We start from the raw sequence: 13,360 nt of genomic DNA on the forward strand, positions 1-13,360 counted from the left end.
GTCGGTGGTCCGTCGTAGGTTCTCGATCATGGTGCTTTCTCTCGAACAGCCCGGTCAGCGGTACTTCCGGCGGATGGTCGGCAGCGACGTCGACCAGGCGCTCGCGTTCTTCACGGGCGACTACGACTTCCGTGCACCACTGGTCCGTCGCACCCACGAGAACGCCCACTGGGACTTCGCCGGCGTCGGTGACGAGCGGATGTCCCTTCGCTCGTCACGGTTCATGGTCGACCTGCGGAGCGAGAGCCAGGTCGACGACGAGTTCCTCGTCGCCTGGATGCGGAGCGGCTCGAGCCGGATCACCACGGGCGGCGAGACGTTCGAGCTCGAGGCCGGGGTGCCGGTCGTGCTGCCCTTCGCCGAGCCGTACGCGCTGCACCACCGCGACATCGCCCTGAACCTGGTGCACCTGGACCGCGACTTCGTCCGTGCCGTGGCCGGCGACGACGACTTCGCCTTCGAGCCGATGCGCCGCCCGACGGCCGACGGCATCGCGCTGTGGCGGTCGGTCGTGCGGAAGTACTCGGCCACGTGGCTCGACGTCGATCGGTCGATGAGCCCGGTGGTGCAGCACGACATCGCCGAGGCCTTCGCGACCGCGGCGATCCGGGCGTTCCCGCAGCGCAACAAGTGGCGTGCGTCGGTGTCCGGCAGCGGCCCGGAGCACGACCGCCTGCGCCGGGCGCTCGAGTTCGTGCACGAGCACGCGCGCGAAGCGATCGGCACCCCGGAGATCGCGGCGGCGGCGGGGCTCAGCCCGCGCGGGCTGCAGCAGTCCCTCCGTCGGCACCTCGACCAGACGCCGGGGGAACTCCTGCGCGGCGTGCGACTCGACGGCGCCCGGACCGACCTGGTCGGCAGCGGCCTGGACGAGACGACGGTGGCCGAGATCGCGCGGACGTGGGGCTTCGGGCACCTCGGGCGCTTCTCGGCGACCTACCGCAGCCGTTTCGGGGAGCTGCCGAGCGAGTCGCTGCGCGGGCACTGACCGACTGCTGCTGCGGACCGTTCCGCCGAATCTCGTGACACGGATCGCGTTGCCGTCGTCCGGATGTTCGGCTCAGCGCTGCTGTGGGCGAATCCGGTGCTCAATGGACGGGACGAACGCACCGCCCACGAAGGAGTCAGCATGCGCATCGGCGTCCCCACCGAGATCAAGAACAACGAGTACCGCGTCGCCGCCACTCCGGCCGGCGTCGCCGAGCTCGGGTCGCACGGCCACCAGGTGCTGGTGCAGGCCGGCGCCGGGTCCGGTTCGGCCTTCACCGACGACGAGTACCGCACCGCCGGCGCCACGATCGTCGACACCGCGGCCGAGGTGTGGGAGCACGCCGAGCTGATCCTCAAGGTGAAGGAACCGGTCGCGTCGGAGTACCCGATGATCCGGCCGGGCCAGGTGCTCTTCACCTACCTGCACCTCGCCGCCGACCGACCGCTGACCGACGCGCTCATCGACTCGGGCGCGACGGCGATCGCCTACGAGACCGTGCAGCTGCCGGACCGCTCGCTGCCCCTGCTGTCGCCGATGTCCGAGGTCGCCGGGCGACTGTCCGCCCAGGTCGGCGCGTTCCACCTGATGCGCACGAACGGTGGGCGCGGGCTGCTGCTCGGCGGGGTCCCCGGCACGCCGAAGGGCCGCGTGGTCGTCATCGGCGGCGGCGTCGCGGGGGAGCACGCCGCGACGATGGCGCTCGGCATGGGTGCCGACGTCACGGTGTTCGACATCAGCCTGCCGCGGCTCCGGGCCCTGGACGCCCGGTTCGACGGCCGCGTCACGACCCTGCGCTCGTCGGCGCACGCCATCGCCGAGGCGCTGCGCGACGCCGACCTGGTGATCGGCTCCGTGCTCATCCCCGGGGCGTCCGCGCCGAAGCTCGTCACCGACGCGATGGTCGCCGACATGCGGCCGGGCTCGGTGCTGGTCGACATCGCGATCGACCAGGGCGGCTGCTTCGAGGGCTCCCACCCGACCACCCACGACGACCCCACGTTCGCCGTGCACGACACCGTGTACTACTGCGTGGCGAACATGCCCGGGGCCGTCCCGCGCACGAGCACGATCTCGCTGACGAACGCCACGCTGCCCTACGCCGTCGCGATCGCCGACCGTGGCTGGGAGGCCGCACTCGAGGCCGACCCCGCACTCGCCGCCGGCCTGAACGTGCACGCCGGCCGGGTCACGAACGCCGCGGTCGCCGCCGCGCACGGCCTGGTGGCGTCCGTGCGCTGAGGCCGCGCGAGTCTTCGCGCTGAGCGACACCTCACGGGCCAGCGGCCGCGTGAGGTGTCGCTCAGCGCGAAACGACGCGCAAGACCACGCGCATCAGGCCGCCACCGGTGCCGCCGCCCGACCGGCACGCCCGCCGACCCAGCCGGCGCGGGCACGCACCACCACGGTCACGACGACCACGGCCGCCGCAGCCACCACGGCCGCCACCGCCGTCGGCACGGAGACGAGCGGCCCCTCGAACCGGGCCACGGCGACCCACGCGAGACCCCACGCGACCGAGGCCATCGGCGCCAGGCGTCCCCGGCCCCACAGCGCGATGAGGACCCCGACGAGCCCGGCCACCGCGGCGACGACCACACCCCACGGGTCCTGCCCGAGTCCGAAGCCCCGGAAGCCCGCCGCCGTCAGCACCGCAGCGGTGTTGGCGGCCGTCGCGACGCAGACCCACCCGAGGTACAGCCCGAAGGTGCCGTCGGTCAGGATCGCCTCGACGACCCCGCGGGACGGGGTCCGGCGCAGGATCGTGAACGTCCAGATCAGCACGACGAGCAGTGCGACGATGATCGGCTCGCTCGCCCACAGGAACCCGAACTGCACGGACAGGATCCACGCGGCGTTGAGCAGCAGGGAGAGCACCGCCGGCACCACCAGCCGCTCGTGCCGCTCGTCGTTCGCGGTGCGGAAGAGCTGCAGCACCGCGTAGCCGATGAGCCCGGCGTAGACGACACTCCAGATCGAGAAGGCCGGGCCGTCCGGGGCGATCGCGGTGGAGGACGCCGACAATGCGCCACCGGCGGCGTCCTGGATGGGCGTCCCACCGGCGGCGCCCGACCCGACGTACGCGCCGATGACGGCGACGACCGCGCTCACGGCCACCGCGATGCGCTTCCAGATCCTCTTCATGACAGTCCCTTTCGTCAGCATGCTGATGACCTGCACCGTAGGCGGCCGGTGCCGCCGGTCGTGCAGCGCGCGTTCAGGCAGGACGCGGGGTGCACGGCGGGCGTGCCACGGGCCTCCAGGCCGGAGACCGGCCACCCTGCGTACGGTGGGCGCGTGAGCGTCGAACTGAACACCGTCTACATCGACCGGATCGCCCCGATCGCGAGTCCGTCCCTCGACGACACCTTCCGGATGCTCGACGACCAGGGCGCCAGCGCGTGCATCGTTCTGCACCAGCCCGACGCCGAGGAACTCGGCGACGTCGCGGTCGCCCTCGGCCTGCACGAACTCGCGGTCGAGGACTCCGCCGAGGGGCACCAGCGACCGAAGCTCGAGCGCTACGGCTCGACGCTGTTCGTGGTGCTCAAGCCGGCGCTGTACAACGACCAGCAGGAAGAGGTGGCGTTCGGCGAGGTGCACGCCTTCGTCGGTGAGACCTTCTTCCTCGCCGTCGTGAAGGCCGACCCCCGCGGCAAGCAGACCGTTCCACGGGCGCTGCAGCGGTTGAGCGGCAAGCCGGGGCTGGTGACCGTCGGCCCGCAGGCGCAGCTCTGGGCGCTGATGGACTCCATCGTCGACGGCTACGTGCCGGTGATCGACGGACTCGAAGAGGACATCAACCAGATCGAGGACCAGCTGTTCTCGGGCGAGGCCGGGGTGTCCCGGCGCGTGTACGAGCTGTTCGGCGAGGTCGTCGACTTCCAGCGTGCGGCGCGTCCGCTCGTCTACATGATCGAGAACCTGCACCGCGGCGCCGAGAAGTACCACCTGCCGATCGAGATGCAGCGGCGGTTCCGCGACGTCCTCGACCACGCGATCCGGGTGGTGGAGCGCCTCGACACGTTCCGGCAGCTGCTGCAGAACGCCCTGACCGTCGACTCGACCCTGGCGGCGCAGAAGCAGAACGACGACACGAAGAAGATCTCCGGCTGGGCGGCGATCCTGTTCGCGCCGACGCTCATCGCCGCGATCTACGGGATGAACTTCACCCACATGCCCGAACTCGGCTGGACGTGGGGGTACCCGCTGTCGATCGTCGCGATGGTCCTGTTCGCCGCGATCCTCTACGTGGTGTTCAAGGTCAAGCGCTGGTTCTGAGCCGCGCCGCGACCTGAGCCGCAACCGGAGCCGCAACCGGAGCCGCGCCGCAGCCGGATTTGCAGCGGACGGCTCCGGACCGGAAAGCTCTGACGTGCAACGACGCCGACTGGAGCCCCGCATGCCGCACGAACTCGTCCACCTGACCGCCGGTGGCGTCTCGCTCGTCCTGGACTGCCGCGACGCCGCGCTCCCCGCCGTCGTGCACTGGGGAGCGGCACTCGGACCGCTCGACACCGAGGCGCTGACGGCCCTCGCCGACGCCGACGTCGCGCCCGTCGCACCGAACGAGATGGACGACCCGGTCCGCCTGTCGGTGCTGCCCGAGCCGCACCGGGGCTGGAGCGGTCGTCCGGGGCTCGCCGGGCACCGTGACGGCGCCGACTGGTCGCCGGCGTTCACGGTGACGTCGCTCGCGGTCACCGACTCCGCGATCACCGCCGACGCCGAGGACACGGTCGCCGGGCTCACCGTCCGGGTGACCATCGAGATGCTCGGTTCCGGGCTCGTGCGGGCCCGCGCGGGCGTGACGAACACCGCCGACGGCGTCTACACCGTCGACGACCTGACGCTCGCGATGCCGATCCCGTCGGGGGCCCGCGAGATCCTGGACTTCGCCGGCCGCTGGGGCAAGGAGCGGACCCCGCAGCGCCGCGAACTCGTCGTGGGGACCCACCAGCGCGAGGGCCGGAAGGGCCGCACCGGCACCGACGCCGCGACCGTCCTGACGGTGGGGGAGCCGGGCTTCGGCTTCGCGCACGGACAGGTCTGGGGCGTCCACACCGCCTGGAGCGGCAACCACCGGCACCACGCCGAACGCCTCGCCACCGGCCGCCAGGTCATCGGCGGCGGCGAACTGCTGCTGCCCGGCGAGGTCCGGCTCGACACCGGTGCCACGTACGAGGGGCCGTGGGTGTACTTCGCCCACGGGGACGGCCTCGACGACCAGGCCCGACGGTTCCACCGCTGGCTCCGGAGCCGCCCGCAGCACCCGACGACGCCCCGCCCGATGACGATCAACGTGTGGGAGGCCGTGTACTTCGACCACGACCTGGCCCGCCTCGTCGACCTCGCCGAGCGTGCCGCAGCCCTCGGCGTCGAACGCTACGTGCTGGACGACGGCTGGTTCCGCGGCCGCCGCGACGACCACGCCGGCCTCGGTGACTGGTACGTCGACGAGGAGGTCTGGCCGGACGGACTCGGCCCCCTGGTCGACCGCGTCCGTGCGCTCGGCATGGAGTTCGGCCTGTGGTTCGAACCCGAGATGGTGAACGAGGACAGCGACCTCGCCCGCGCCCACCCGGAGTGGATCCTGCAGGCCGACGGTCGGCTGCCCGCGCGTTCCCGCGACCAGCAGGTGCTCAACCTGGCGATCCCCGAGGCCTTCGACCACGTGCTCGAACGGATGACGGCGATCATCGGCGAGTACGCGGTCGACGCCGTGAAGTGGGACCACAACCGCGACCTCGTCGAGGCGGGGTTCCCGGGCGGCGGCGCAGCGGTCCACGAGCAGACCCTCGCCGCGTACCGGTTGATGGCGACGCTCGGCGAGCGGTTCCCGTCCCTGGAGATCGAGTCGTGCTCGTCGGGTGGCGGTCGGGTCGACCTCGGCGTCATCGAGCACACCGCGCGGGTGTGGGTGTCCGACGACATCGACCCGCTCGAGCGCCAGCAGATGCACCGGTGGACGCAGCAGCTCCTGCCGCCGGAGCTGCTCGGGTCGCACATCGCGAGCGGCCGGAACCACACGACCGGTCGCGTCCACGACCTCGCCTTCCGTGCCGGCACCGCCCTGGTCGGCCACCTCGGCATCGAGTGGGACCTGGCCGGCGCGACCGCCGACGAGTCCGCCGCGCTCACCGAGTGGATCGCGCTGTACCGCGAGCTCCGCCCGCTCCTGCACGGCGGTGACCTGGTGCGGTCCGACGAGGTCGACGACGCGCGGCTCGTGTACGGCACGGTCGCGCCGGACCGGCGGCAGGCCGTCTTCTTCCTCGCCGGCATCGGCCGCTCCGAGGTCTCCGGCACCGGTCGGGTCACCTTCCGCGACCTCGACCCCGACACGGCCTACCGCGTCGACCCGGTGGTCATCGGCGACGGTCACGACCTGGTGCGACCGGACTGGTGGTCCGGCCCGCGGGTGTTCAGCGGCCGGGTGCTCGGCACCGTCGGCCTGCAGCCGCCGCTCATGCCGGCCGACTGCGTGGTGCCGTTCCGGGTGACGGCCGTCTGACGGCGGGTGGTCGGGGCTCCCGGCCTGGAGGCCCGTCCCGCGTCCGGCGGCCCGTCGCGGTCCGTCATCGGGTGCGTCCAGCCCGTTAGGCTTCCGGTCATGCCGCACTCCGGACACGCGACCCCGGTCTGGGCCCTCAAGCTCGCCGTCGTCACCGCCCTGGTGGGCGTCTCCGGCGGCATCGCCGGCATCGCGGTCTGGCTCGCGCTCCAGCTCATCCAGTTCGTCGCCTTCGGGTACGGGTTCGGCGGGCACCTCGAGGCCGCCGACGCACCGTCCGGCCTGAACCGGTTCCTCGCGCTCACCGCTGCCGGCGTCCTGACCGGGTTCGCCTGGTGGGCGCTCCGTCGGTGGGGGCGCTCGATCGTCTCGGTCACCGCGGCCGTCGACGGCAAGCGGATGCCGGCCCTGGCGACGCTCGCGAACGCCGGCATCCAGATCCTGGCCGTGGGGCTCGGCGCGTCCATCGGCAAAGAGGTGGCGCCGCGCGAGGTCGGGGCCTGGCTCGCCCAGCTCGTCACCCGTCGTGCGGGGCTGACCGCACGCGAGACGAAGATCCTCGTCGCCTGCGGTGCCGCGGCCGGCCTCGCCGCCGTGTACGACGTGCCCCTCGGTGGCGCGCTGTTCGCGGTCGAGGTCCTGCTCGGGGAGATCAGCTTCGCGACCGCCCTGCCCGCCTTCGCCACGAGTGCCGTCGCCGCCATCACCGCCCGGCTCGTGATCCCGGACGAGGTGCTGTACCACGTGCCCGCGATGCACCTCTCGCCGTCGCTGCTCGTCTGGGCGGTCGTCGTCGGGCCCGTACTGGGGCTCGCCGGGGTCGGGTTCGTCAAGCTGACCAACCGGCTGCAGGGCATCGCCCCGAAGGGCTGGCACCTGCTCGTCGTGCTGCCGGTGGTCTTCGCGATGGTCGGGCTCATCGCGATCCCGTTCCCGGAGATCCTCGGCAACGGTCGGGCGCTCGGCCTCGTCGCGATGAACACCACGCTCGACGACGCCTCGTTCGCCGGCCTCTCGCCGATCGTGCTCCTGCTGCTGCTCGGTGTCCTGCGGACCGTGACCACCTCGGCCACCATCGGGGCCGGTGCGGTCGGTGGCACGCTGACCCCGTCGATCGCGATCGGTTCGGCGATCGGCGGTGGCCTGGGCGGTGCCTGGCTGCTGCTGTGGCCGGCCGACGGTCCGAGTCTGGCGGCCTTCGCGTTCGTCGGTGCGGCGGCCTTCCTCGCCACCACCATGCGGGCGCCGTTCACCGCCCTCGTGCTCGTCGTCGAGTTCACCCAGCAGGGCACCGACATCCTCGTGCCCTCGTTGCTCGCGGTGTCCGGGGCGGTCGCCGTCGGGTACGTGCTCGCCCGTCGTCGCAGCGCGCAGATGGTGTGAAGACCCCGAGCGTTCCGGTACGGACGGCTGCCCGGTGGCCTACTGTCGGCGCCAGGACGGAGCGACGGGCTCCGCACCGAGACGAGGAGCAGCCGATGGCGGGGTTCGACGACATCACGAAGAAGGCCCAGGAGTTCCTGAAGGACGGCAAGGTCCAGGACGCCCTGAAGAGCGAGAAGGCCGAGGGCGTCAGCGACAAGGTGCTCGGCGGCGTGGCCGACGCGGTCAAGAAGGCCACGGGCGGCAAGTACGACGACAAGATCGACGGTGCCCGCGACGCAGCGGACAAGAAGATCGGCAACGAGTAGCGGACGACGTGCAACGGCCCAGGACCCGGCGTGGTCCTGGGCCGTCGCCGTGCCGACTGGACGTGGTCGGGAACAACGGACACCATGGACGGGTTGCTCCGGACAGCAGCACCAGGAGGACGAGACGTGACAGTCGTGGCGCCGAACCAGCCGCTCACCGAGACCGAGGTCGAGGCGATCAAGCGGGACTTCCCGATCCTCGCGCAGGACGTGAACGGGCAGCCGTTGGCGTACCTGGACTCCGGGGCGACGGCTGAACGCCCGCGCCAGGTCCTCGACGCCGAGCGCCGGTTCCTCGAGCACGACAACGCCGCCGTCCACCGCGGGGCCCACACGCTCGCGGCGCTCAGCACCGACGCCTACGAGGACGCCCGCGCCACCGTCGCCGGCTTCATCGGCGCCGCCGCCCCGACCGAGGTGGTGTGGACCGCGAACGCCACCGATGCCCTCAACCTCGTCGCCTACGGCATGGCCAACGCCAGCCGTGGCCGCGGCGGTGCCGACGCCGAGCGCTTCCGCCTGGGCGCCGGTGACGAGATCCTCGTGACCGAGGCCGAACACCACGCCAACCTCGTGCCGTGGCAGGAACTCGCCGCGCTGACCGGTGCCACCCTGCGCTGGATCCCGGTCGCCGACGATGGCACCTGGACCGCCGACGACGCCGCGGCCCTGATCACCGACCGCACGAAGGTCGTCGCGTTCTCGCACGTCTCGAACGTCACCGGGATGATCGCCCCCGTCGAGCAGGTCGTCGGTCTCGCCCACGCCCGCGGCGCCCTCGTCGTGCTCGACGCCTGCCAGTCCGCACCGCACCGTCCCCTCGACGTGCAGCAGCTCGGGGTCGACTTCGCCGCGTTCTCCGGGCACAAGATGCTCGGCCCGAACGGCATCGGCGTGCTCTGGGGCCGTGCCGAGCTGCTCGACGCCCTGCCGCCGTTCCGCACCGGCGGCTCGATGATCACCACCGTGACGATGGAGGGCTCCGAGTTCATGCCGGCGCCCGAGCGGTTCGAGGCCGGCACACAGCCCGTCTCGCAGGCGGTCGCCCTCGCCGAGGCCGTCCGCTACCTGCAGGGCATCGGCATGGAACGCGTCCGTGCTCACGAGGAGCACCTCGCCCGCCGGATGCTCGACGGTCTGGCAGCAGTGCCCGGCATCCGCGTGGTCGGCCCACCCGCCGGCGTCCCGCGCTCCGGCCTGGTCGCGTTCGACGTCGACGGTGTGCACGCCCACGACGTCTCGCAGTACCTCGACGCGCAGGGCATCGCCGTGCGTTCCGGCCACCACTGCGCCCAGCCCCTGCACCGCCGCCTCGGCCTCGTCGCGACGAGCCGGGCGAGCACCTACGTCTACACGACCGAGCACGACGTCGACCGGTTCCTCGCAGCCGTCGCCGAGGTCCGCGACTACTTCGGAGCGACCGCGTGAACGCCCTCGACAGTCTGTACCAGCAGGTCATCCTCGACCACGCGAAGGCGCGTCACGGCGATGGTGTGATGCCCGACGCGGATGCCTCGCACTTCGAGCGGAACCCCACGTGCGGCGACGAGATCACGGTCAGCCTGCGGCTCGAGCCGGGCACCGACCGCATCGCCGGGCTCGCCTGGCAGGGCGACGGCTGCTCGATCTCGATGGCCTCGGCGTCCGTCCTCACCGACATGGCGGTCGGTCGCACCGTGCCCGAGTTCCTCGCACTGACCGAGGAGTTCCGCACCATGATGCGCTCGCGCGGCGTCGGTGAGCCCGACGAGGACGTCCTCGAGGACCTCGTCGCCTTCCACGGCGTCTCGAAGTTCGTCATGCGCGTCAAGTGCGGGATGCTCGCCTGGGTCGCGGCGGAAGCCGCCGCGCGCGAGGCGACCGCGTCCCGCTGACCCGGGTGCGGCTCGCGATCGCGAGCACCGGACAGTCGGGAGGCCCGTTGCGGGCCCGCCCCGCGCCTCCCGTCCGCAGCACGGTCAGGGGCAGACGTCCTGCGTTGCCGCCTTCGTGTCGTTGATGACGATCGTCGTCACGATGTCCTCAGCGCCGGAAGCGCCACCCGTGGTGTCGAAGTGCAGCCAGTGGCCATCCGCGGTCGGTGCCACGTACTCGCGGTAACCGCCGATCGGTGGCTCCCACGTGTCGATCGTCTTCTCGAGCCCGGGGTACGCCGCGCGCACGTCGTCTGCGGTGGAACCGAGCGCGATGCCCGTGGACGTCAGCACGGGCGACGAGAACGCTCCTGGGTCGGTTGCCTGTCCCGCAACGGAGATGTAGCGCACACCGGGCCCGGAGTCGTCGGACGTGACGAGGATCCGGTACCCGGACCCGCTGGGGGTGGACAGGTCGGCGGACTGCCACTCCCAGAACGTCGGGCAGCCGCTCGACGGCTGACGCGAGAACCCGGCAGCCGGCAGCACCGTGCTGGCGTCCGTGGCACCGAGCTGGACGGGGCCGAAGGACGCGTCGCCGAAGACCCAGCTCGCGGGGCCGCTCGGGCTGGACGACGGCCGGACGCTCGTCGGCGTCGGGGTCGGGGTCGATTTCGGGGTCGTCGTCGGCGTGGCGGCCGTCGCACTCGTCTGCGTGGCGGTCGGCGCGCTCGGCCTGGACGCTGTCGCGCAGCCAGCCGCTCCGATGAGGAGCGTGGCGATGCCGACGGTGAGGATGGTGGTGCGGAGCGTGGTCATGATTCTCCCTTCACCTTGCAGTGTCGTCGTCCGGGCGATCCTGACGGACGTCGGCGCGGACTGATGGCGGTCACGAGCCCGAGCACGAGGATGGACCACGTGATCGTCGAGACAGCGCGTCCCGGCGCGGCCGGATCCGACGCGATCGTGCGGGACTACCTGACGGAGGTCGCGTCGCGGTGGTACGGGCGGGCGGCGACGTCGGCCGAGGTCGACCGGGCGCTCGACGATGAACCGTACGACGACCTGCAGGGACACTCCGGGGTGTTCCTCGTCGCCGCCGACGGGGGAGCGGTGGTCGGTTGCGCCGGCGTGCGCTTCGTGGGTGCCGTCGGTGAGCTGACGAAGGTGTTCACGCTGCCGGAGCACCGCGGCCGAGGCGTCGGTTCGGCGCTCCTGCGCCACGTCGAGGACGTCTGCCGGGGACGCGGGATCACGTCGCTGCGGCTGGACACGCGGGCCGAGCTCGCCGAGGCCTGTGCGCTCTACGAACGGCTCGGCTTCGTCCGGGTGGCGCCGTTCAACGACGACCCGTACTCCGACCGCTGGTACGCGAAGGCGCTCGCTCCGGGGTAGCGATCAGGCGATGACGCCGATCTCGCGGAGCGCGTCGCCGACGGTGATGCGCTCGCCGCGTTCCTGCGCCCGTGCCCAGCGGGACTTCGCGAGCGCGACGGCGTCGTCGTCGAGACCGAGGAGTTCGTAGAGGCCGTCCAGCTCTCGGGGAACGAGGTCGGCGAGCGGCACGGGGAACTTCCGTTCGGGGCTCGCGTAGCCCTGCTGGGCGAGCTGTTCGAGCATCTCCGGGTCGGTCTCTCGCTGTTCCATGAGCAGGACGACGGTTCGTGACCTCGTCCCCATGAGGAAGGCGGAACGCACGTTCTCGTCCGGATCGGTCGCCAGTGTGATCTCGACGGCGAGGGGGAGGTCCTCTTCGCACGCGAGCTCCCAGCGCTGCGAGGTGTCCCCGTGGATCGCCGTGAGCATGTCCGGGTGGACGCCGAGGCCGCGCTCGCCGCGCTCCGGTCGCAGCGAGGTCGGGCGGGAGCCGTCCCCGGCGCGGGCCGTGGGGAAGCCGACACCCGTGTACGCGGTGTGGGCGATCGGCAGGAACTGGAGCGCCTGGTGCAGCGCGGTCGCGGCGTCCTGCACGGCCGGAGCGGTCACGTCACCGTCGGCGGCCGCGATGGCGGTGGCGTAGTCGGACAGCGCGGTGTGCTGCTGGTCGATCGCCAGTGCGAACATCTCCTTGCCCCTGGCGGTGTCGCCGAGGAGCCGCGGGTCCAGGTGCAGCGTCACGGCGCTCGGGTCCTGCAGGTGCCCCCGCGGCGTGCCACCGCCCGACATCGTGATCTGGAAAGCCTCGTCGTCTTGCTCGTGGGCATCGGTCACGTCGCTGAGGCTACCGGCTCAGGGGAGGGTGACGACGAGCTTCCGGGCGGAGACACCCGCGCGGAGCTCGGCGAGGGCGTCCGGGATCGCGGCGAGTCCCGATCCGACGACGGATGCGGTCGGGGTGGCGCGGTACCTCCCGGTGCGGAGCGCCTCGGGCAGGAAGTCACGGTAGATCGCGGGGCCGACCTCGGACTCCGTCGGGCGGCCGCCCCAGATCGCGGTGATGATGACCCCGTGTCGGCGCTCGAGGCGTGCACGGATCGTCGTCACCGGCGTTGGGTACGCCGATGCGAGTCGGCCGGAGCCGGTGGCTTCCCGGACGATCGGGAGCGTGCGGGTCAGCGAGCCCTGCCCGAAGGCGAGGGTGCCGGCGAGGTCCCGGTCGGCGAGTGCCTCGAGGATGCGGCGGGCGGCACCGTCGTCGCGGTAGTCGAACACGGCTTCGGCCCCGAGGTCCTGCACGAACGCGTGGTTCTTCGGCGAAGCGGTACCGATCACGGCGTACCCGGCGGCGCGGGCGAGCTGGACGGCGTTGGCGCCGACGCTCGTGGACGCACCCCACACCAGGACGACGCCGTCGCGGTCGATCGCATCGGCCGTGGGGAGCGGCAGCGCGAGCTGGTCCGGTTCGAAGAGCCCGGCGGCGGCGGTCGAGACGGCGAGCGGCAGGACCGCTGCCTGCTCGGCGGGCAGGGCATCCGGAACCGGGGTCGTCACACGGTCGAGCAGCAGGACCAGGTGTTGGAAGGCCCCTTCGGCAGCGCTGTTCCGGTGCTGCTCCTGTCCCGCGGCGTGCCCGACGACCCGGTCGCCGACACGGAACCGCTCGACGCCGGGACCGATCGCGACCACGGTGCCGGCGACGTCCGAACCGAGGACCGCGGGGAACCGCAGCTTCGGGTACACCAGGTGCCGGAAGAGCCCGCCGACGGCGTCGACCGGGTTGACGGCGACGGCCTCGGCGCGGACGACGAGTTCGCCGGGGCCGGGCTGGGGGACCGTGGCGGGCCCGACGGCGAACCGCCCGGTCGACGTGGTCCAGAGTGCTGCGCTGCCCGATGACGACATGGTGTCCCGATCTCTTGCTCGAAGTGGGTCA

Annotated in this window: 13 protein-coding genes; 9 read left to right on the plus strand and 4 right to left on the minus strand. The window is 72.2% G+C overall.

Annotation, left to right across the window (positions count from 1 at the left end; genetic code table 11):
- The first annotated feature begins 28 nt into the window (after window positions 1–28).
- Complete coding sequence (locus tag BR70_RS22405; RefSeq protein ID WP_081827363.1) at window positions 29–988, plus strand: AraC family transcriptional regulator; 960 nt, start codon at window positions 29–31, stop codon at window positions 986–988.
- A gap of 141 nt (window positions 989–1,129) precedes the next feature.
- A complete protein-coding gene (gene ald / locus BR70_RS0111790; protein ID WP_027466233.1) occupies window positions 1,130–2,230 on the plus strand; it encodes an alanine dehydrogenase in 1,101 nt (366 codons plus the stop codon).
- Between the two features lie 93 nt (window positions 2,231–2,323).
- Here ald and BR70_RS0111795 read toward each other — a convergent pair whose 3' ends face one another.
- Window positions 2,324–3,133, minus strand: coding sequence for a tryptophan-rich sensory protein (locus BR70_RS0111795; RefSeq protein ID WP_027466234.1), 810 nt, complete (start codon window positions 3,131–3,133; stop codon window positions 2,324–2,326).
- 153 nt (window positions 3,134–3,286) lie between these two features.
- On the opposite strand from BR70_RS0111795, the gene BR70_RS0111800 reads away from it, so the two are divergent.
- From BR70_RS0111800 to sufU, 6 genes are all read left to right on the plus strand, one after another.
- Window positions 3,287–4,270, plus strand: a complete 984-nt coding sequence (locus BR70_RS0111800) for a magnesium and cobalt transport protein CorA (protein ID WP_027466235.1) — start codon at window positions 3,287–3,289, stop codon at window positions 4,268–4,270.
- A 121-nt stretch (window positions 4,271–4,391) separates the two neighbouring features.
- Entirely contained in the window at window positions 4,392–6,503 is a 2,112-nt protein-coding gene (locus tag BR70_RS0111805; protein WP_027466236.1) for an alpha-galactosidase, read from the plus strand.
- A gap of 99 nt (window positions 6,504–6,602) precedes the next feature.
- A complete protein-coding gene (locus tag BR70_RS0111810; protein ID WP_027466237.1) occupies window positions 6,603–7,886 on the plus strand; it encodes a chloride channel protein in 1,284 nt (427 codons plus the stop codon).
- Window positions 7,887–7,981: 95 nt separating this feature from the next.
- Window positions 7,982–8,194: an Rv0909 family putative TA system antitoxin gene (locus BR70_RS0111815; protein WP_027466238.1), complete on the plus strand. Its 213-nt coding sequence runs from the start codon at window positions 7,982–7,984 to the stop codon at window positions 8,192–8,194.
- 135 nt (window positions 8,195–8,329) lie between these two features.
- A complete protein-coding gene (locus BR70_RS0111820; protein ID WP_027466239.1) occupies window positions 8,330–9,622 on the plus strand; it encodes an aminotransferase class V-fold PLP-dependent enzyme in 1,293 nt (430 codons plus the stop codon).
- Window positions 9,619–10,068, plus strand: coding sequence for a Fe-S cluster assembly sulfur transfer protein SufU (gene sufU, locus BR70_RS0111825; protein ID WP_027466240.1), 450 nt, complete (start codon window positions 9,619–9,621; stop codon window positions 10,066–10,068). The genes BR70_RS0111820 and sufU overlap by 4 nt, the downstream gene beginning before the upstream one ends.
- A gap of 84 nt (window positions 10,069–10,152) precedes the next feature.
- On the opposite strand, the gene BR70_RS22410 is transcribed toward sufU, so the two are convergent.
- A complete protein-coding gene (locus BR70_RS22410) occupies window positions 10,153–10,866 on the minus strand; it encodes a hypothetical protein (protein WP_051596872.1) in 714 nt (237 codons plus the stop codon).
- 99 nt (window positions 10,867–10,965) lie between these two features.
- Between BR70_RS22410 and BR70_RS0111835 the strand changes: the two genes are divergently transcribed.
- On the plus strand, window positions 10,966–11,442 hold the full coding sequence (locus BR70_RS0111835; protein ID WP_197019648.1) for a GNAT family N-acetyltransferase: 477 nt from the start codon (window positions 10,966–10,968) through the stop codon (window positions 11,440–11,442).
- Window positions 11,443–11,445: 3 nt separating this feature from the next.
- Here BR70_RS0111835 and BR70_RS0111840 read toward each other — a convergent pair whose 3' ends face one another.
- Together BR70_RS0111840 and BR70_RS0111845 are read right to left on the minus strand one after the other, a co-directional pair.
- On the minus strand, window positions 11,446–12,258 hold the full coding sequence (locus tag BR70_RS0111840) for a hypothetical protein (protein ID WP_027466242.1): 813 nt from the start codon (window positions 12,256–12,258) through the stop codon (window positions 11,446–11,448).
- An 18-nt stretch (window positions 12,259–12,276) separates the two neighbouring features.
- A complete protein-coding gene (locus BR70_RS0111845; protein WP_027466243.1) occupies window positions 12,277–13,329 on the minus strand; it encodes a zinc-binding alcohol dehydrogenase family protein in 1,053 nt (350 codons plus the stop codon).
- Between the last annotated feature and the right edge of the window lie 31 nt (window positions 13,330–13,360).

The sequence above is a fragment of the Curtobacterium sp. UNCCL17 genome (assembly GCF_000686685.1).
Classification (GTDB): Bacteria; Actinomycetota; Actinomycetes; order Actinomycetales; family Microbacteriaceae; genus Curtobacterium; species Curtobacterium flaccumfaciens.